Source organism: Kitasatospora sp. NPDC058243 (assembly GCF_042882025.1).
Lineage (GTDB): Bacteria > Actinomycetota > Actinomycetes > Streptomycetales > Streptomycetaceae > Kitasatospora.
In genome coordinates this window covers 16,386-34,881 of record NZ_JBHVWW010000008.1, presented here as the reverse complement: position 1 = coordinate 34,881, position 18,496 = coordinate 16,386, and the positions used below count along the sequence as shown (strand labels likewise).

At 73.0% G+C, this 18,496-nt stretch carries 18 protein-coding genes, 1 tRNA gene and 1 pseudogene; 10 read left to right on the top strand and 10 right to left on the bottom strand.

Features of this window, described 5'->3' with window-relative positions; genetic code table 11:
• Positions 1-42: 42 nt before the first annotated feature.
• Genes ACFVX9_RS08255 through nth form a run of 3 tightly spaced genes read right to left on the bottom strand, consistent with a single transcriptional unit; the run spans position 43 to position 2,913 of the window.
• Entirely contained in the window at positions 43-1,227 is a 1,185-nt protein-coding gene (locus ACFVX9_RS08255) for a MarP family serine protease (protein ID WP_063348670.1), read from the bottom strand.
• Positions 1,228-1,273: 46 nt separating this feature from the next.
• Complete coding sequence (locus ACFVX9_RS08250; RefSeq protein ID WP_063348669.1) at positions 1,274-2,041, bottom strand: CoA pyrophosphatase; 768 nt, start codon at positions 2,039-2,041, stop codon at positions 1,274-1,276.
• The gene (gene nth / locus ACFVX9_RS08245) at positions 2,038-2,913 is read right to left on the bottom strand and encodes an endonuclease III (protein ID WP_380377243.1); all 876 of its coding nucleotides are present in this window, start codon (positions 2,911-2,913) and stop codon (positions 2,038-2,040) included. Before nth ends, ACFVX9_RS08250 begins: the two co-directional genes overlap by 4 nt.
• 147 nt (positions 2,914-3,060) lie before the next feature.
• Between nth and ACFVX9_RS08240 the strand changes: the two genes are divergently transcribed.
• From ACFVX9_RS08240 to ACFVX9_RS08220, 5 genes and pseudogenes are all read left to right on the top strand, one after another.
• Positions 3,061-4,599: a flavin monoamine oxidase family protein gene (locus ACFVX9_RS08240; RefSeq protein WP_380377244.1), complete on the top strand. Its 1,539-nt coding sequence runs from the start codon at positions 3,061-3,063 to the stop codon at positions 4,597-4,599.
• Complete coding sequence (locus ACFVX9_RS08235; RefSeq protein WP_063348666.1) at positions 4,596-5,999, top strand: glutamate-cysteine ligase family protein; 1,404 nt, start codon at positions 4,596-4,598, stop codon at positions 5,997-5,999. The genes ACFVX9_RS08240 and ACFVX9_RS08235 overlap by 4 nt, the downstream gene beginning before the upstream one ends.
• 130 nt (positions 6,000-6,129) lie before the next feature.
• On the top strand, positions 6,130-6,747 hold the full coding sequence (locus tag ACFVX9_RS08230) for an RraA family protein (protein ID WP_380479263.1): 618 nt from the start codon (positions 6,130-6,132) through the stop codon (positions 6,745-6,747).
• Positions 6,748-6,812: 65 nt separating this feature from the next.
• Positions 6,813-7,001, top strand: a pseudogene (locus ACFVX9_RS08225) (transcriptional regulator); the annotation flags it as partial.
• Positions 7,002-7,153: 152 nt separating this feature from the next.
• Positions 7,154-7,828, top strand: a complete 675-nt coding sequence (locus ACFVX9_RS08220; protein ID WP_030240972.1) for a Crp/Fnr family transcriptional regulator — start codon at positions 7,154-7,156, stop codon at positions 7,826-7,828.
• Between the two features lie 114 nt (positions 7,829-7,942).
• Here ACFVX9_RS08220 and ACFVX9_RS08215 read toward each other — a convergent pair whose 3' ends face one another.
• The 5 genes from ACFVX9_RS08215 to ACFVX9_RS08195 form a co-directional block, all read right to left on the bottom strand.
• Positions 7,943-8,776, bottom strand: coding sequence for an MBL fold metallo-hydrolase (locus tag ACFVX9_RS08215; RefSeq protein WP_387980992.1), 834 nt, complete (start codon positions 8,774-8,776; stop codon positions 7,943-7,945).
• On the bottom strand, positions 8,773-8,946 hold the full coding sequence (locus tag ACFVX9_RS08210; protein ID WP_159398479.1) for a hypothetical protein: 174 nt from the start codon (positions 8,944-8,946) through the stop codon (positions 8,773-8,775). The genes ACFVX9_RS08215 and ACFVX9_RS08210 overlap by 4 nt, the downstream gene beginning before the upstream one ends.
• A gap of 86 nt (positions 8,947-9,032) precedes the next feature.
• Positions 9,033-9,899 (bottom strand): NUDIX hydrolase, encoded by an 867-nt coding sequence (locus tag ACFVX9_RS08205; RefSeq protein WP_380479269.1) that lies wholly within the window; start codon positions 9,897-9,899, stop codon positions 9,033-9,035.
• 64 nt (positions 9,900-9,963) lie between these two features.
• Positions 9,964-10,431, bottom strand: a complete 468-nt coding sequence (locus ACFVX9_RS08200) for a RidA family protein (RefSeq protein ID WP_350881963.1) — start codon at positions 10,429-10,431, stop codon at positions 9,964-9,966.
• A complete protein-coding gene (locus tag ACFVX9_RS08195; protein ID WP_167745864.1) occupies positions 10,428-10,586 on the bottom strand; it encodes a DUF4177 domain-containing protein in 159 nt (52 codons plus the stop codon). Before ACFVX9_RS08195 ends, ACFVX9_RS08200 begins: the two co-directional genes overlap by 4 nt.
• A gap of 208 nt (positions 10,587-10,794) precedes the next feature.
• On the opposite strand from ACFVX9_RS08195, the gene ACFVX9_RS08190 reads away from it, so the two are divergent.
• Both ACFVX9_RS08190 and ACFVX9_RS08185 read left to right on the top strand, forming a co-directional pair.
• Positions 10,795-11,877 (top strand): ArsA-related P-loop ATPase, encoded by a 1,083-nt coding sequence (locus ACFVX9_RS08190; RefSeq protein WP_063348661.1) that lies wholly within the window; start codon positions 10,795-10,797, stop codon positions 11,875-11,877.
• Positions 11,874-13,127, top strand: a complete 1,254-nt coding sequence (locus ACFVX9_RS08185) for an ArsA family ATPase (protein WP_380377251.1) — start codon at positions 11,874-11,876, stop codon at positions 13,125-13,127. Before ACFVX9_RS08190 ends, ACFVX9_RS08185 begins: the two co-directional genes overlap by 4 nt.
• Before the next feature lie 188 nt (positions 13,128-13,315).
• Here the strand turns inward: ACFVX9_RS08185 and ACFVX9_RS08180 are convergent, their stop codons facing one another.
• Positions 13,316-13,639: a WhiB family transcriptional regulator gene (locus ACFVX9_RS08180; protein WP_030240986.1), complete on the bottom strand. Its 324-nt coding sequence runs from the start codon at positions 13,637-13,639 to the stop codon at positions 13,316-13,318.
• Positions 13,640-14,062: 423 nt separating this feature from the next.
• Between ACFVX9_RS08180 and ACFVX9_RS08175 the strand changes: the two genes are divergently transcribed.
• Positions 14,063-16,489 (top strand): transglycosylase domain-containing protein, encoded by a 2,427-nt coding sequence (locus ACFVX9_RS08175; protein WP_079135766.1) that lies wholly within the window; start codon positions 14,063-14,065, stop codon positions 16,487-16,489.
• A gap of 157 nt (positions 16,490-16,646) precedes the next feature.
• Here the strand turns inward: ACFVX9_RS08175 and ACFVX9_RS08170 are convergent, their stop codons facing one another.
• On the bottom strand, positions 16,647-17,102 hold the full coding sequence (locus ACFVX9_RS08170) for a GatB/YqeY domain-containing protein (protein ID WP_063348660.1): 456 nt from the start codon (positions 17,100-17,102) through the stop codon (positions 16,647-16,649).
• A 180-nt stretch (positions 17,103-17,282) separates the two neighbouring features.
• Between ACFVX9_RS08170 and ACFVX9_RS08165 the strand changes: the two genes are divergently transcribed.
• The gene (locus tag ACFVX9_RS08165) at positions 17,283-18,227 is read left to right on the top strand and encodes a metallophosphoesterase (RefSeq protein ID WP_063348659.1); all 945 of its coding nucleotides are present in this window, start codon (positions 17,283-17,285) and stop codon (positions 18,225-18,227) included.
• 100 nt (positions 18,228-18,327) lie between these two features.
• Positions 18,328-18,401 (top strand) — tRNA-Pro (locus ACFVX9_RS08160).
• Positions 18,402-18,496: the final 95 nt, after the last annotated feature.

The window sequence follows — 18,496 nt, the reverse complement described above, 5'->3', positions numbered from 1 at the left end:
CGGATCGTCGGACCCGGCGCGTCGGACCGCCCCGCGGCCCGGTCAGAGCGCGCAGCCCTGGGTGTCCACCGGGGTGCTCGCGGTGCTGCCCCTCTCCGCGTCCTCCCGCACCTCGGCCGCGGTCAGCACGTACCCGGTGTCGGCGCTGTCCAGCGACTTGGCGAACACCACGCCGTAGACCTGGCCGTCCGGGGTGAGCAGCGGGCCGCCGCTGTTGCCCTGGCGGACCAGCGAGCGGACCGAGTAGACGTCGCGGACCACCTGGCCGCGGTGGTAGATGTCCGGGCCGTTGGCCTGGATCCGGCCGCGGATACGGGCCGGCTGGACGTTGAAGGCGCCGTTCTCCGGGAAACCCGCCACGATCGCGCTGTCATTGGTCTTCGCCTCGCCCGCGAACGCCAGCGGGGGCGCGTTCAGCTTGGGGACGTCCAGGACGGCGATGTCGCGCTGCCAGTCGTAGCGGACCACCGTCGCGTCGTACAGCTGGCCGACCCCGCCGATCTGCACGGTCGGCTCGTCGACCCCGCCGACCACGTGGGCGTTGGTCATCACCCGGTGCGGGGCGAAGACGAAACCGCTGCCCTCCAGGGTCTTGCTGCAGGAGGTGGCGGTGCCGACCACCTTGACCAGGCTCTGCTTGGCCCGCGCCACCGCCGGGCTGCCGGCCAGCGCCGGGTCGGGGGTGTCGACCTGGGTGATCGGCTCGTGCTCGAAGGGGTTGAAGACCTGCGGGAAGCCGTTGCGGGCCAGCACCTTGGAGAAGTCCGAGAACCAGTTCGGCGCGTCGTCGGGCAGCGCGTTCTGCACGCCGCCGAGGATCGCCGAGGAGCGGACCTGCTTGGACACCGTCGGCAGCGACGCCCCGGCCAGCGCCGAGCCGATCAGCCAGGCCACCAGCAGCATCGAGACCACGTTCACGGCCGCGCCGCCGGTCGCGTCCAGCACCCGCGCCGGACGGCGGCCGATGTGGCCCCGGAGCTTCCAGCCGAAGTGCGCGGTCACCGCCTGGCCGATCGCGGCGCACACGATCACCACCACCACGGCCACCACCGAGGCCGTGGTGCCCGGGCTGAGGTGGTCGAGCAGCAGCGGCAGCAGCTGGACGGCCAGCAGGCCGCCGCCCAGGAAGCCGACCAGGGACAGGACACCCACCACGAAGCCCTGCCGGTAGCCCGACACGGCGAATGCCACGGCAGCGGCGATCAGCAGCACATCCAGGACGTTCACCCGGACACCCTCCCACGGCCCGCGGCCCGGCCGCGCAGACGGCCCCTCACGTGGGACCGGCGTCGCCGCCCGGCAGCGCCCGGGAGTGGTCGAGATCGCCCTGCACCAGGGCCAGCGCCTCGTCCGAGAGGTCGACGATCCGGGACGGGTCCCAGGGCAGCTCCAGCCCGCCGTGGTGCAGCACCCGGTCGATCACCCCGGCCGTGAACCCCCAGACCAGCCGCCCGGCCACCGCGAAGGCCGGCCCCACGTGCCCGGACGGGTGGCGCAGCCGCACCCGGTTCGCCGGGTCGGCCAGATCGGCGACCGGCACCCGGAACACCGCGCCGGTCTCCCCCTGGTCCACCGGCCGCACCGGCGACTCCTCGCGCCACCAGCCCAGCACCGGGGTCACCACGAACCGGCTGACCGGGATGTACAGCGCCGGCAGCACCGCGAACACCTGCACCCCGGCCGGGTCCAGCCCGGTCTCCTCCCAGGCCTCGCGCAGCGCCGCCGCGACCGGGCCCGGGCCGTCCGGGTCACCGTCCTCCGGATCCAGCGCGCCGCCCGGGAAGGACGGCTGCCCGGCGTGCGAGCGCAGCGAGCGGGCCCGCTCGATCAGCAGCAGGTCCGGCCCGTCCGGGCCCTCGCCGAACAGCATCAGCACCGCCGCCGCCCGGCCGCCCTCCACCGGCGGCAGGAAGCGGCTCAGCTGCTCCGGCAGCACCCGCTCGGCCGCCTCCCGCACCGGCTCCAGCCAGGCCGGCAGGCCGTCCCCCTCGACCACCCGCACCGCCGACGGCTCCGGCGCCCGCCGTGCCTCGCGGGTCACTCGCCCACCGCCAGGTCCGCGATCCGCCCCTGGTGCCCGGCGGCGTCGGCCCGGGCGGCGGCCTCCCCGGGGAAGTCCCCCGGCGGCCTCAGCCGCTGCCCGGGCTGCCCGCCCAGCTCGTACTTGAGCAGCTTGCGCGCCTTCTCCGGGTCGGTCTCGCCCTCCCCGTACGACGGGCAGAGCGGCGCGACCGGGCAGGCGCCGCAGGCGGGCTTGCGGGAGTGGCAGATCCGGCGGCCGTGGAAGACCACCCGGTGCGACAGCATCGTCCACTCCGACTTCGGGAAGATCTCGGCGACGGCCGCCTCGACCTTCACCGGGTCCTCCTCGGCGGTCCAGCCGAACCGCCGGGCCAGCCGCCCGAAATGCGTGTCCACGGTGATCCCGGGCACCCCGAAGGCGTTGCCGAGGACCACGTTGGCGGTCTTGCGGCCCACGCCCGGCAGCTTCACCAGGTCGTCCAGGCGGCCCGGGACCTCGCCGCCGAAGTCGTCGCGCAGGGCGATCGAGAGGCCGATCAGCGACTTCGCCTTGTTCCGGAAGAACCCGGTCGGGCGGATGACCTCCTCCAGCTCCTCCGGGTTCGCCGCCGCCATGTCCTCCGGCGTCGGGTACTTCGCGAACAGCGCCGGCGTCGTCTGGTTCACCCGCAGGTCCGTCGTCTGCGCCGACAGCACGGTCGCCACCAGCAGCTGGAACGGGTTCTCGAAGTCCAGTTCCGGATGCGCGTACGGGTACAGCTCCGTCAACTCGCGGTTGATCCGCCGCGCCCGCCGCACCATCGCCAGGTGCGACTCCGGCTTCCCCGGCTTCACCCCCGGCACGGCCTTCGCCTTCGGTGCCGCCGCCGCCCGGACCTTGCTCTCTGCCATGCACGAAGGCTACGCCGAACGGCCCACGGCGGGCAGCGGATCACCGGAGCCCGCGGCAGCCGCGGACCGACGTTCGGATGGGCGCCGTCTGGTGGCTCGCGACGACGGGCTGCCCCAGGCTGAGGGCTACGACGACGCGAGGTGCCCATGTTCGACGAGAGCTTCGCCTTTCCCAGCAGCCTGCTGCGCCCGGTGACCGGCGCCACCGGGCGGGTCGCGGTGATCGGGGCCGGGGTGGCGGGCCTCGTCGCCGCCTACGAGCTCCAGCGCCGGGGCTTCGGCATCGTCCTGTACGAGCGGTCGAACCAACCCGGCGGACGGGTGCGCACGCACCGCTTCTGGGACGGCACGCACGCCGACCTGGGCGCCATGCGCATCCCCGGGAACCACCACTGCGTCCTCCACTACGTGTCCCAGTTCGGCCTGCGGACCAGGCCGTTCGTCAACTTCAACCCGGACGCCTACTACCACCTGCGCGGCCACCGCGCCCGCGTCCAGGAGGTGCACGCGCTGCACCCGGCGTTCGCGCTGCGCGCCGCCGAGAAGCAGGACCCGCGGCGGATCCTGGACCGGCTGCTGACGGCCGCCTGGGAGACGCTCACCCCCGACCAGCGCCGGCGGGTGCTGGACGGCCACTGGGACGACCCGGCGCTCGACCGGCTCGTCTCGGTGTCGCTGTGGCAGTACGTCCACGAGCACCTGTCGCAGGACGCCTGGGACCTCCTCGGCCACGCCAGCGGCCTGGTCCACTACGAGCAGTCCTCCCTGCTGGAGGTCCTCGTCGACTACTTCGGCCTGTTCCACGCGGGCCAGGTGGAACTGGTCGACGGCACCGACCGCCTGGTGCACGCGTTCGTACGCCGGCTGCGGCCGAGGACCCTCCAGCTGTCCACCCAGATCGACGAGCTCTCGCTGACCCGCCGGGGCGTCCGGGTGCACGGGCGGCGCCTCGGCGGCACGATCACCGAGGACGTCGACTTCGTCGTCTGCTGCGTCCCCGTCCCCGCCCTCGACCAGATCAGCTTCCGGCCCGGCCTGCCCCACCACCAGCGCCACGCGATCCGCGGCATCAGCTACGCCAGCAGCACGAAGACGCTCGTGCACACCAAGCGGCGCGGCTGGGAACTGGACGACCGGATCTTCGGCGGCGGCAGCTTCACCGACATGCCGATCCAGCAGTGCTGGTACCCGTCGGACAACGCCCGGCCCGTCGACGGCCGGACCAACGGGAGCACCGTCGGCAGGCGGCGCTGGGCCGCCCGGGACCCGCAGCGCTCCCACGAGCCCGCGGTGCTCGTCGGCGCCTACCTGTGGGGGGCCAACGCCCGCCGCTTCACCACCCTGCCGCCGGCCGACCGCGACCTGCTGGTCCTGAAGTGCCTGGAACGGCTGCACCCCGGCATCCTCCGCGACGCGGACGACATCGTGCACTGGAACTGGGACGACCAGGTCGGCATGGGCGGCGGCGCCTTCGCCCACCTCGCGCCCGGCGAGCACACCCGGTACCTGACCGGGCTCGGCGCCCCGCACCCGACCGACGACCCGAGGATCTTCTTCGCCGGAGAGCACCTGTCCGGAGCGCACGCCTGGATGCAGGGCGCCGCCCAGTCGGCCCTGGCCGTGGTGGGCCAGGTGATCGACCGGGGGCAGCACGCCGACGACACCGCGCGGCTGCGGGCCGGGTGAGCGCGGCACCGGCGCCCCGGCGCCGAACCGGCGAGCAGAGCGGCGGCCCGGCGGCGGGAGCGGCGCTGCACCGCGACGACCTCGGACCGCTGCTCGCCCCGGCCGCGGCCGCGACCGAGCGGATCGGGCTGGAGATCGAGAACGGCATCGTCGACCCGGAGACCGGGCGGGCCGCCCCCTACGAGGGGAAGAACGGCGTCCGGGCCGTCCTGGAGGCCGTCCTCGCCGAATGGGGCGGCACGGACCGGCGCGACAACGGCCGGCTGACCGGCGTGGACCTGGCGGACACCGCCCAGATCACGCTCGAACACGGCGGCCAGGTCGAGTACTCCTCCGTCCCGGCCGCCGACCTGGCCACGGCCGTGGACGACATGCGGGCCACGATGGAGCGCCTCGCGGAACTCGTCGGGCGCTTCGGCCTGGCCCTCCTGCCCGGCGGCAACCTCCCCTTCGACCGGCTCGACACCGTCTCCTGGGTGCCGATGCTCCGCGGTGCCGTCATGCGCGACTTCTTCGACCGGATCGGCGAGGCCGGCAGCGGGGCCCCGAAGATCATGTCGATGTCGCTGTCCACCCAGGTGCACCTGGACTACCTGTCCGACGAGGACTTCACCCAGAAGCTGCGGATGCTGACCGCCGCGTCCCCGGTGGTCGCCGCACTGCTCGTCAACTCGCCGCTGCAGGGCGGCCGGTCGAACGGGCTGCTCTCGCACAGGTCGCAGAACTGGCTGCGGATGGACCCGCGCCGCTGCGGCGTCCTGCCGCCCGCGCTGCGGCCCGACGTGAACGCCGACGACGTCATCGACTGGGCGCTGGGGATCCCGATGATCTACTACCGCGGCCCGGACGGACGGTACCGGCCCGCCCCCGACCGGCCGTTCGCCGAGATCCTGCGGCAGGGCTTCGACGACGGCACCATGCCGACCTTCGACCACTGGGTCTCCCACATGTCGCAGATCTGGACGGACGTCAGGGTCCGCCGGACCCTGGAACTGCGGGCCGGGGACGGCCCGCCGTACCGGCACATCCCGGCCGTACCGGCGCTGTGGGCGGGGCTCGCCTACCACCCGCCCTCGCGGACGGCGGCCTGGGAACTGCTGCGCCACCACGGCGTGGCGGAGCACCGCGCGGCGAAGGCCAGGCTCCCCGCCGACGGCCTGGACACCATGCTCGGCGGCGACCGGGTCCGCGAACTCGCGGCGGAACTCGTCCGGCTCGCCCGGGCAGGCCTGCGGGCCCGGGTCCGCGCCGGCCTGGAACAGCCGAAGGTGCTCGACTACCTCGACCCGCTCGACGAAGTGCTGCGCACCGGGCAGACCTTCGCCGAACAGACCACGGCCCGCTGGGACACCGACCTCCGCCGCGACCCCCGCCGCTACGTCGCGGCCTTCCGCGTCTGAACCCCACGCCCGACCTTCCCGCCCGAGCCGTGGAGTTCTCCGGCCGAAGGGCCTTCCTCGCCCGAACCGTCGCGGGTTAGCGTGACCGGCGGCGGCCGGCCGCCGCCCGCCCACCGGAGAACGAGGAAGCATGGACCAGGACTTCAAGGACATCCCCACCACCACCCTGGCCGACGTGCTCGGGCGCGCCCAGGTCATGGACATCGGCATCCGTCCGTTGTGGGCGGGGGCGCCGCGGGTGGCCGGCCCGGCGTTCACCGTGCAGTGCCCGCCCGGCGACAACCTGATGCTGCACGCGGCGATCTACCGGGCCGAGCCGGGCGCCGTGATCGTCGTCGAGTCGGGCGACCTGGACTACGCGCTGGCCGGCGGCAACGTGTGCGCCGTCGCGCAGCGCCGGGGCGTCGCGGCGTTCGTCGCCGACGGCCTGATCCGGGATCTGGGCGAGGTGCGGGAGCTGGGCTTCCCGGTCTTCGCCCGCGGCGTGATCCCGATCCCGGGGGCCAAGCGGGAGCTCGGCACACACGGCGCCCGGGTGCGTTGCGGCGGCGTGCCGGTGGCGGCCGGTGACGTCGTGGTGGCCGACGAGGAGGGGGTCGTGGTGGTGCCCGCCGACCGGCGCGCCGAGGCCCTGGCGGCGGCCCGCGCCAAGCTGGCCAAGGAGGCCGCCGAGACGCTGGACGACTGGGAGGCGGCGCACCGCACCCGGATCGAGAAGACCCTCGGCGAGCTGGGCTTCACCGGCTGAACCCGGCCCGGTCCGGCTGAACGGGCCGAGCGGCCGCCCCGGCGAGGCCTCGGCCCTGGCCGACCCGCCGCACCGGTTTGTCCGCCGCCGGCGTATCGCAGCACCTGACCGCCCTGCGCGCGGCGGGTCCGACCAGCGCCCACCGGGCCGGCCACGGCGTCCTCTACGCCCGTACGGCGGTGGGCGATTCATTGTTCGAACCGCCCGAGCAGGCGCTCGACCCGGCGCCGCCCCCGCGACGCCCCACCCGGTGACCCGCCGGTACGAATGGCCCCGCACGGCACACCTCGGCACACCCCCTCCTCATATGATCGGAGCGACATGCGCCATGCTTGGTGATGCAGAGCACGGTACGGAACTTGCGCCGGACGGCCCACCCGCCGAACGGCCGAGAAGGAGGAAGCACGTGGACGACGTTCTGCGGCGCGCCGCACTCTTCGCGGCACTCGACGACGAACAGGCCGGCGAGCTGCGCGCTTCCATGACCGAGGTGACCCTCGCCCGTGGTGAGTCGCTGTTCCACGAGGGCGACCCAGGCGACCGGCTGTACGTCGTCGCCGAGGGCAAGGTCAAGCTGCACCGCGCCTCGCCGGACGGACGCGAGAACATGCTCGCCGTCCTCGGCCCCAGCGAGATGATCGGCGAGCTGTCGCTGTTCGACCCGGGCCCGCGCACCGCGACCGCCAGCGCGCTGACCGAGGTCAAGCTGCTCGGCCTGGGCCACGGCGACCTGCAGCCCTGGCTGCACGCCCGCCCCGAGGTCTCCATCGCGCTGCTGCGGGCCATCGCCCGCCGCCTGCGCCGGACCAACGACGTGATGTCCGACCTGGTCTTCTCCGACGTGCCCGGCCGCGTCGCCAAGGCCCTGCTGGACCTCTCCCGCCGCTTCGGCGTGCAGTCCGAGGAGGGCATCCACGTCGCCCACGACCTCACCCAGGAGGAGCTGGCCCAGTTGGTCGGCGCCTCCCGCGAGACGGTCAACAAGGCGCTCGCCGACTTCGCCGGCCGCGGCTGGCTGAAGCTGGAGGCGCGCGCGGTGGTGCTGATGGACGTCGAGCGGCTGTCCCGCCGCTCGCGCTGACCTCGGCGCGCTCACGTCTTCACGCCTTTACGTCTTCACGCCGTAACCGCCGAAGGGCCCGTCCGCGCGGACGGGCCCTTCGGCGTTCCGTTGCCCGCCCCGCGCGCGACGGGATCAGTCGAGGCCCGGGATCAGCCCGTGCTCCTCCAGGTACTCCAGCTGCGCCCGGACCGAGAGCTCGGCGGCCGGCCAGAGCGCCCGGTCGACGTCGACATAGACCCGGGCCACCACCTCGTCCGCGGTCCGGCAGCCGGCCTCGACCGCGGTCTCCACCTGGGCGAGCCGGTTGGCCCGGTGGGCGAGGTAGTAGTCGACGGCGCCGAGCGCGTCCGCGAGCGCCGGACCGTGGCCTGGCAGCACCGTCCGCACGCCGTGCGCGGAGGCCATCGTGTGCAGGTGGCGCAGCGAGTCCAGGTAGTCGCCGAGCCGGCCGTCGGGGTGGGCGACCATCGTGGTGCCGCGGCCGAGGACGGTGTCGCCGGTGAGGATCGCGCCGTCGGCGGGCAGGTGGAAGGTCAGCGAGTCCGAGGTGTGGCCGGGGGTGGCGACCACCTGCAGGTCGAGGCCGCCGACGTCCAGCCGCTGGCCGTTGACCAGGCCCTCGGAGCCCAGCCGGTGCGCCGGGTCCAGGGCGCGCACCTCGGTGCCGGTGAGTCCGGCGAAGCGGGCCGCGCCCTCGGAGTGGTCGGCGTGGCCGTGGGTGAGCAGGGTCAGCGCGATGCGTTTGCCCCGCTGTTCCGCGAGGTCGACCACTCGGCGCAGGTGGCCCTCGTGCAGCGGGCCGGGGTCGACCACCACGGCGAGGTCCGAGCCGGGCTCGGAGAGCAGCCAGGTGTTGGTGCCGTCCAGCGTCATCGGCGACGGGTTCGGCGCCAGCACGCACAGCGCCCGGGGCGTGGCCTCGCCGTCGATGGTGGCGGCCGGGTCGCCCGGCAGGAGCCCGCTCACCGGTTGTCCCCGCGGGGCCGGTGCAGGGCCCTGAGCGGCAGGACCCGGACGAGCGGCCGCTGGGCCGTCTCGACGAACGGGACCTGACTCTCGCAGGCCGGGGTACGGGGGATCAGGCGGCGGGCGGGCAGCTCGGGTGCCGTCCGGCGAGCCACGGCGTTGTGGGTCATCGGGCGTCGGTCCTCTCTGTTCTCTGTTTCGAGTCTGTTCGGCGGCGTCGTCGGCGACAGCGCCGACGAGGGCGGGGCCGGTGCGGTCAGGCGTCCTCGGGGAAGTCCCCGTCGATGGTCAGTTCGTCGTACCCGGGCCAGCGGACCGTCATCCGGTCGCCCCGGACCTCGGCCCGGCCCAGCACCGGCTCCAGCGACCGCCCGGCGGCCGCGTCCAGCGCCTCCGCGGCGGTGCGCACCGGCGCCAGCTCGCGCAGCACCGTCACGGTCGGCGGCAGCATCCCGAACCGGCCCTCCCGGTAGCCGAGAACGGCCTCGGCGGGCGTCAGCCAGGCCACCCGGTCGGCCTCGCCGACCTCCAGGGCCGCGCTCTGCCCGGCCGGCAGCGCCGCGACGAAGAACCAGGTGTCGTAGCGGCGCTCCTCGAACTCCGGGGTGACCCAGCGGGCCCAGCCGCCCAGCAGGTCGCTGCGCAGCACCAGGGCGTGGTCGCGGAGGAACTCGGCGAAGGACAGCTCGTGCGCCTCCAGCGCCGCCCGCTCGGCGCTCCAGTCGCGCGGCGCGGCGACGCTGTCCGCGTCCGGGCCGGCCAGCAGGACGCCGGCTTCCTCGAAGGTCTCGCGGACGGCCGCGCAGACCACCGCCCGCGCCGTCCGGGCGTCCACCCCGAGCCGCCGCGCCCACTCCTCGGGCGCCGGTCCGGCCCAGCCCGTCTCCACCTCGGCGTCGCGCGGATCCACCCCGCCGCCCGGGTAGGCGTACATGCCGGCCGCGAAGGCCATCGAGGTGCGCCGGCGCAGCAGGTACGCCTGCGGCCCGGCGGCCGCGTCGCGCAGCAGCACGACCGTCGCGGCGAGCCTGGGCACCGGCGGGGTCAGCACGCCGGAGTCGACCGCCCGGATCCGGGCGGGCCAACCGGGCGGCATCGGGAGCGTCGTCGCTCGATGGTCCATGCCCGGATGCTAAGCGTACGAAGGCGGGGTTGGACAGGCCCAACCCCGCCTTTCGCGATCACACTCAGCTGCTCTTGACGCGCACCTGGAGCTCGACCTCGACCGGGGCGTCCAGCGGCAGCACCGCGACGCCGACCGCACTGCGGGCGTGCACCCCGGCCTCGCCCAGCACCTTGCCGAGCAGCTCGCTGGCACCGTTGATCACGCCCGGCTGACCGGTGAAGTCGGGGGCGGAGGCGACGAAGCCGACCACCTTCACGACCCGCTCGATCTGGTCCAGGTCACCGATCACCGACTTAATCGCGGCCAGCGCGTTCAGCGCGCAGGTCTGCGCGAGCTCCTTGGCCTCCTCCGGGGAGACCTCGGCGCCGACCTTGCCGGTGCTCGGCAGCTTGCCGCCGACGACCGGCAGCTGGCCGGAGGTGAACACGAACTCGCCCGAGCGCAGGGCCGGCACGTACGCGGCGACCGGAGCGGCCACCGGCGGCAGGGTCAGCCCCAGGTCGGCGAGCTTGGCCTCGACCTTGCTCATGCGTTCTTCTCCCGCTTGAAGTAGGCCACCAGCTGCTCCGGGTTCGGGCCCGGCACGACCTGGACGAGCTCCCAGCCGTCCGAGCCGAAGTTGTCCAGGATCTGCTTGGTGGCGTGCACGAGCAGAGGCGCCGTCATGTATTCCCACTTGGTCATGGCCAGACTCTAGACGAGCGGCCACCGCGATCGGCGCCGCCCACGGACCGGCGTGTGAGGTGGCCCACAAAGGGGGCATGATTCAGGCCCGGCCCCCCTGGTGCTCCGGGCATCCGGCGCGCTCCCTGGTTACCCTCGCGAGAGGGCACCGGTAGTTCGGGCCGGCCGACGGAGCGGCCCCGGCCCACGAGACGGACGGAGACGGAGCGTGGCACGCACCCCCGGCCAGGCGGCCCGGCGCGACCCCGACTGGGAGGGCGTCCGGCTGCACGTGGTCAGCGGCAAGGGCGGCACCGGGAAGACCACGCTGGCCGCCGCGCTGGCGCTGGCGCTCGCCGCCGACGGCGGCCGGGTGCTGCTGATCGAGGTCGAGGGGCGCCAGGGCATCGCCGAACTGTTCGGCATCGCCGCCCTCCCGTACGAGGAGCGCCGGATCGCCGCGGTCTCCCGCGCCCAGCTGGGCCTGCCCCCCGACGACGGGGGCGGCGGGGGCGGCGGCGAGGTGTTCGCGCTGGCCATCGACCCCGAGCAGGCGCTGCTCGAGTACCTGGAGATGTTCTACAAGCTCGGCCGGGCCGGCAAGGCGCTGCAGAAGGTCGGCTTCGTCGACTTCGCGACCACCATCGCGCCCGGCGTACGGGACGTCCTGCTCACCGGCAAGGCCTGCGAGGCGGCCCGGCGCAAGGGCCCCGACGGCCGCCGCCGCTACGACGCGGTCGTGATGGACGCGCCGCCGACCGGGCGGCTCACCCGGTTCCTGAACGTGAACGCCGAGGTCGCCGGGCTGGCCCGGATCGGGCCGATACACACCCAGGCGCAGGCCGTGATGCGGGTGCTGAAATCGCCGGAGACCGCGGTGCACCTGGTCACCCTGCTGGAGGAGATGCCGGTGCAGGAGACGGTCGACGGCTTCGCCGAGCTGCGCGAGGCCAGGCTCCCGGTGGGCGGGGTGATGGTCAACATGGTCCGGCCGCCGGTGCTGGACGCCGCGGCGGTGGCCGCGGTGGACGGGAACCACCGCGAGGAGGTCGCCCTGGCCCTCGGCGAGGCCGGGCTCGGCGGACGCTCGCGCAAGCCGGAGACGGTCCGGGCGGCGGTGGAGCCGCTGCTCGACCCGCTGCTGGAACAGGCCAGGGAGCACGCCGAGCGGGTCGAGCTGGAGCGCGAGCAGCGCGCCGACCTCCAGCAACTGCGGCTCCCCACGTACGAACTGCCACTGCTGGGCGAGGGCGTGGACCTCGGCGGGCTGTACCGGCTGGCGGGCGAACTGAAGCGGCAGGGGGCGGCGTGACCACCAACGGAACCAGCGGAGCCGGCGGGAACGGCGGGGCCGGCCGGGCCCACGGCGGCGGTAGCAGCGGCGGGGTCGGCAACGGCGGCAGCGGTGTCCGGGCCGCCGGCAGCCGGCTCGCCGTCGACAGGCTGATCGACGACCCGAGGACCAGGATCATCGTCTGCTGCGGCTCCGGCGGCGTCGGCAAGACCACCACCGCCGCGGCGATCGGCCTGCGGGCCGCCGAACGCGGCCGCAAGGTCGTCGTTCTGACCATCGACCCGGCCCGCCGGCTCGCCCAGTCGATGGGCCTCACCGAGCTGGACAACACCCCCCGGGTCGTCAAGGGGGTCACCGGCGACGGCGAGCTGCAGGCCATGATGCTCGACATGAAGCGGACCTTCGACGAGGTCGTGCTCGCCCACGCCGAGCCCGAACGGGCCAAGGCGATCATGGAGAACCCGTTCTACCAGTCCCTGTCGGCCGGCTTCGCGGGCACGCAGGAGTACATGGCGATGGAGAAGCTCGGGCAGCTGCGCGACGCCGAGGAATGGGACCTGATCGTCGTCGACACCCCGCCGTCCCGCTCCGCGCTGGACTTCCTGGACGCGCCCAACCGGCTCGGCTCCTTCCTCGACGGCCGGGTGATCCGGATCCTGACCGCCCCCGCCAAGGTCGGCGGCCGCAGCGCGATGAGGTTCCTCAACGCCGGCATGGGCCTGATCACCGGCACCCTGGGCAAGATCTTCGGCGCCCAGCTGCTCACCGACGTGCAGACCTTCGTCAGCGCGATGGACTCCATGTTCGGCGGCTTCCGCGAGCGCGCCGACCGCACGTACCAGCTGCTCAAGGCGCCGGGCACGGCGTTCCTGGTGGTGGCCGCGCCGGAGCGGGACGCGCTGCGCGAGGCGGCGTACTTCGTCGACCGGCTCGCCGCGGACCGGATGCCGCTGGCCGGTCTGGTGCTCAACCGGGTGCACGGCTCGGGCGCGCCGCAGCTCACCGCGGAACGGGCGCTGGCGGCCGCCGAGGCACTGGAGGAGAACGGCTCGGAGCACGCCTCGCCCGAGGCCGAACTGCTCGCGGCCGGGCTGCTGAGGCTGCACGCCGAACGGATGCAGATCATGGGGCGGGAGCGCCGCACCCGCGACCGCTTCGTCTCCGTGTACCCGGACGTGCCGATCGTGGAGGTCGCCGCGCTGCCGGGCGACGTGCACGACCTGGACGGGCTGCGCGCCATCGGGGACCGGCTCAGCGGCACCGCGTAGGCACCGGCCCGGCCCGCGCGCCCGGCACCGGTGCGCCCGGCGCGAACGTCCTCGATGCGGATGTCCTCAGCGTGAACGTCCTCGGCGCGGGTGCGCCGGACACGGGTGCGCCAGGCACCGATGTCCTCAGCCCGATGGCCCCCCGGCACCGGTCTGCCACGGCGCGGATCCGCACCGCGCCGGTGTGCTCAGCCCGCCTGGGCGTAGTCCGTCAGTATCACGCCGGTCGCGAGGGACTCCTCGTACTCGGTGCGGGCCGTCTCCAGCAGCCTCCGCCACGAGATGACCGTCGGGCGGCGGCGCAGCAGCGCCCGGCGCTCGCGCTCCGTCATCCCGCCCCAGACCCCGAACTCGACCCGGTTGTCCAGTGCGTCCGCCAGGCACTCCGTGCGGACGGGGCAACCGCTGCACACCGCCTTGGCGCGATTCTGCGCCGCCCCCTGGACGAACAACTCGTCCGGATCACTCGTGCGGCAGGCGGCCTGCGCACTCCAGTCGTCAACCCAGCCCATCCCGGCGCCGTCCTCTCCCGTATCGAGGCTCCCCCACGGCGGCAACGGCATATTCACCGTTGCCAGTTGAGGACGTTACGGAAGAACGACAGCGAGCAACAGCCCCTCCGGGCTCAATCTCGCATGACCCGATTGGACTATGGGTACCGGTCAGCTCACTCGTTGGAGTGATCGCAGGTCGCAAGCCTTGTCAATCGCGACGTAGCAACTCTCGCCACGCGCGTCATCACGGAGCGCTACCGTTTACACGGGTACAGCAGGCCGCAGCCGCCTCAAAAACCCTCTAATATCGGGCAATTCGGGCAAGTCTCTGCACTCACAAGAGTGAATGGTGTTGACGCACCGAAGCTGTCGCAAGCTTGTGACAAGCGTAGGGGAACACCTGCCCCTATGGGCGGGATTCCGGGACGTAGGGTTCTCCTCATGGCACCGAAGCGCCCCCAGGCATCCCAGCCCCCAGGCAACACCGGAGCTCCGCGCGATAAGCGCCGCGAGTCGCCGCTCGACATCGCGGGACACGGAGTGAAGTTCCTGGGCGTCAGCGTGCTCTCCGGAGTCCTGCTGGCAGGCCTCGCCCTGCCCGCCGTCGGCGCCATCGGGCTGACCGCCAAGGACACGGCGGAGAGCTTCTCCAACATCTCCGATGACTTCAAGACCCCGCCGCTCACCCAGGCGACGCAGATCTTCGACGCCAAGGGCGGCCTGATCGCCAAGGTGTACGAGCGCGACCGCACCGTCCTCACCGCCGACCAGATGTCACCGTTCATGCGGCACGCCCAGGTCGACATCGAGGACGCCCGCTTCTACGAGCACGGCGCCGTCGACCTCAAGGGCGTGCTCCGCGCCATCGGCAAGAACGCCGAGAGCGGCACCACCTCGCAGGGCGCCTCGACGCTGACCCAGCAGTACGTGAAGAACGTCAACGTCGAGAAGGCCGGCGACGACCAGGCCGCGGTGCTGGAAGCGCAGCGCAAGACCCTGGGTCGCAAGATCCAGGAGCTCAAGGTCGCGATCAAGCTGGAGGAGGACCTGTCGAAGGACCAGATCCTCACCAACTACCTCAACATCACCTTCTACGGCCACCAGGCCTACGGCATCGAAGCCGCCTCCCAGCGCTACTTCAGCAAGAGCAACAAGGACCTGACCGTCGCCGAGGCCGCCACCCTGGCCGGCATGGTGCAGAACCCGTCGTCCTACGACCCGGTGCGCTACCCCGACAACACGGTCAAGCGCCGCAACGTCGTGATCGACAAGATGCTCGAGAACAAGCACATCACCGCGGACCAGGCCAAGGAGGCCAAGGCCGCCCCGCTGGGCCTGAAGTTCAAGGACCCGCAGAACGGCTGCATCACCGCCCAGGCCGGCATGGGCTTCTTCTGCGACTACGTGCGCCACGTGGTCAAGCAGGACCCGGCGTTCGGCAAGAGCGTCGCCGACCGCAAGAAGCTGTGGGACACCGGCGGCCTGAACATCTACACCACGCTGGACCCGGACAAGCAGGCCGCCGCCCAGAACGCCGTCACCAAGAAGGTCAACGTGACGGACACGGTCTCGGCCGCCGCGACCATGATGGAGCCCGGCACCGGCAAGATCCTGGCCATGGCCCAGACCCGCCCGTACGGCCTGGACCCGAACAAGAACCAGACCGTCGTCAACCTCAACGTCGACTCCGCGATGGGCGGCGGCAACGGCTTCCAGACCGGCTCGACGTTCAAGCCGATCCTCGCCGCGGCGGCCCTGGAGTCGGGCCTGTCGCCCACCCAGCCGTTCCCCTCCGAGAACAAGATCGACTACCCGCAGATGACCACCTGCACGGGTACCTGGAGGAACACCGACAAGCCCAAGGCCACGGTGAAGAACGAGTCGACCGGCGAGGTCGGCCCGTACGAGCTCAAGCAGGCCATGGCCCTCTCGGTCAACACCTACTTCGTGCAGATGGAGCAGCAGGTCGGCCTCTGCGCGATGAAGCAGATGGCCAACAAGCTGGGCATCACCCAGTCCGCCAAGGGCGACGCCTTCCAGGAGGTCCCCTCGATGGTCCTCGGCACCCTGGAGCTCAGCCCGCTGACCATGTCGAACGTCTACGCGACCTTCGCGGCCCGCGGCAAGTACTGCACCCCGGTCGCGATCAACAAGATCAGCACGGTCGACGGCAAGGAGGTCAAGGTCCCGCAGACCACCTGCAGCCAGGCCTTCTCCGAGCAGACCGCGGACGCCCTCAACACCGTCCTGCTCAACGTGACCGAGAAGGGCACCGCGGCCGCGCTCAAGCTCGACGACGGCCGGCAGATCGCCGGCAAGACCGGTACCACCGACGAGAAGAAGGCCGCCTGGTTCAGCGGCTACACCCCGTCGCTGGCCACCTCCGTCTGGCTCGGCGGCCCGGCCGGCGGCGTCAAGATGAAGAACATCAACATCGGCGGCAAGCACTTCGACGAGGTGTTCGGCGCCGACGGCCCCGGTCCGATCTGGCAGCTGGCGATGAACCAGGCCCTCAAGGGCTCGTCGCCGGAGCAGATCCAGACCATCAACATCCCGGACCCGGCGCCCAAGACCGACCCCAACGCCAACCAGAGCGGCGGGGCCACGCCGCCGGCCGACCCCAACGCCCAGCAGCAGCCCGGCGGCAACCCGCCGCCCCAGGGCGGGAACCCCGCGGGGAGCCCCGGTGGCAACCCGGGCGGGAACCCGGGTGGGAACCCCGGCGGCGGCAACCCGGGCGGCGGCAGCAACAACGCCGGCGGGATGATCGGCGGCGGGTTCACCTTCCCGCCGGGCGTCATCGGCGGGAACAACGGCGGCAACGGTGGAAACGGCAACGGCGGCAAGCACGGCGGCAACAACGGCTGACCGGCCCCCGGTCCGGGCACGACACGACGAAGGGGCGCCCTCCGAGATCACTCTCGGAGGGCGCCCCTTCGGGCTTGGCCGACGGTGCCAGCCGGGCCCTGGACCTTCGGGCCCTGGCCACCGGCACCCTTCGGGCCTTCGGGCCTGGCGGCGGGGCTCAGCCCGTCAGCGCCGCCCTCACCGCGGCGGCCACCCGGCCGCCCTCCGCCAGGCCGTCCACCTTCGGCTTCACCAGCTTCATCACGGCGCCCATCGCCTGCGGACCGGCCGCCCCGCTCTCGGCGACGGCGGCCGCCACGATCGCGGTCAGCTCCTCGTCGGAGAGCTGCTTGGGCAGGTACCCCGCCAGCACCTCGCCCTCCAAGCGCTCCCGGGCCGCCTGCTCCACCCGGCCCGCGGTGTCGAACGCCTCCGCCGCCTCCCGGCGCTTCTTCGCCTCGCGGCCGATCACCTTCAGCACCTCGTCATCGGACAGCTCGCGCTTCGCCTTACCCGCCACCTCCTCGCTGGTGACGGCGGCCAGCGTGAGCCGGATGGTGGACGAGCGCAGCTCGTCCCGGTCCCTGATCGCGGCCGTGAGGTCCTCGTGCAGCTTCGCCTTGAGCGTCGTCATGGCCCCGAGTCTCCCACCTGCGGCGTTCGGTCGCTTGCCATTAACCGGCCCATCGGCAGACACCGGGGCCACCGGCACGCAGCGGACCCGCCGGCACGTGGCCGACCCGCCGGTGGCCCCGCATCCGCGCACGGCCACCGGACGTTCACCGGCTGATCCACCGTCTGAGAGCATGGAGCGATGCGACCGCTGTACTCCGTTCCCCTCGGCTTCGCCGCCGCCGGCGCCGCCTGCCTCGCCTACTCCGTCGGGTACGAGGTCCGTTCCTTCCGGCTCCGCCGGGTCGAGGTCCCCGTCCTGCCCCACGGCGCCCGGCCCATCCGGGTACTGCAGGTCTCCGACATCCACATGGTGAGCGGGCAGGGCAAGAAGCAGCGCTGGCTGCAGAGCCTCGCCGGCCTGCGCCCCGACCTCGTCGTCAACACCGGCGACAACCTCTCCGACCCCCTCGGCGTCCCCGCCGCCCTGGACGCGCTCGGGCCCCTCATGGACTTCCCCGGCGTCTACGTCTTCGGCTCCAACGACTACTACGGCCCGGCCCGCAAGAACCCGGCCCGCTACCTCCAGGCGATGCGCAGCGGCGCCCACGGCCTCAACAACGCCGACGGCACCGGCCGCCGCGGCATCACCGACGCCGTCCACAACCCGTGGGAGAAGCTCCGCGACGGCTTCGACGCGGCCGGCTGGCTCGACCTCACCAACACCCGCGGCCGGCTCACCATCGACGGCCTCGACCTCGAATTCACCGGCCTCGACGACCCGCACATCCGCCGCGACCGCTACAGCGAGGTCGCCGGCGGCCCCTCCCCCGACGCCGACCTCTCCCTCGCCGTCGTCCACGCCCCCTACCTGCGCGTCCTCGACGCCTTCACCGCCGACCGCTACCCGCTGATCCTGGCCGGCCACACCCACGGCGGCCAGCTCTGCATCCCCTTCTACGGCGCCCTGGTCACCAACTGCGACCTCGACGCCCGACGGGTCAAGGGCCTCTCCACCCACCAGGCCGGCGGCCGCCGCTCCTACCTCCACGTCTCCGCCGGCTGCGGCACCAACCGCTACACCCCCGTCCGCTTCGCCTGCCCCCCCGAGGCCACCCTCCTCACCCTCACCCCGGCCCCCCGCTGACCTGCACCGGACGCCCGCCAAGAACCGGATTTCGTGTCTCGGCGAGCGTCCGGTAGAGTTCTACTCGTTGCGAAGGAGACGGAGCAACAAACCGCAGGACCGGGGTGTGGCGCAGCTTGGTAGCGCGCTTCGTTCGGGACGAAGAGGCCGTGGGTTCAAATCCCGCCACCCCGACCCAGTACAGAGGGCCCATCGGAGAAATCCGGTGGGCCCTCTGGCGTTGTGCGCGACCGACGTTGTACGTGACCGACTGAGTGACCGAGCCTCAG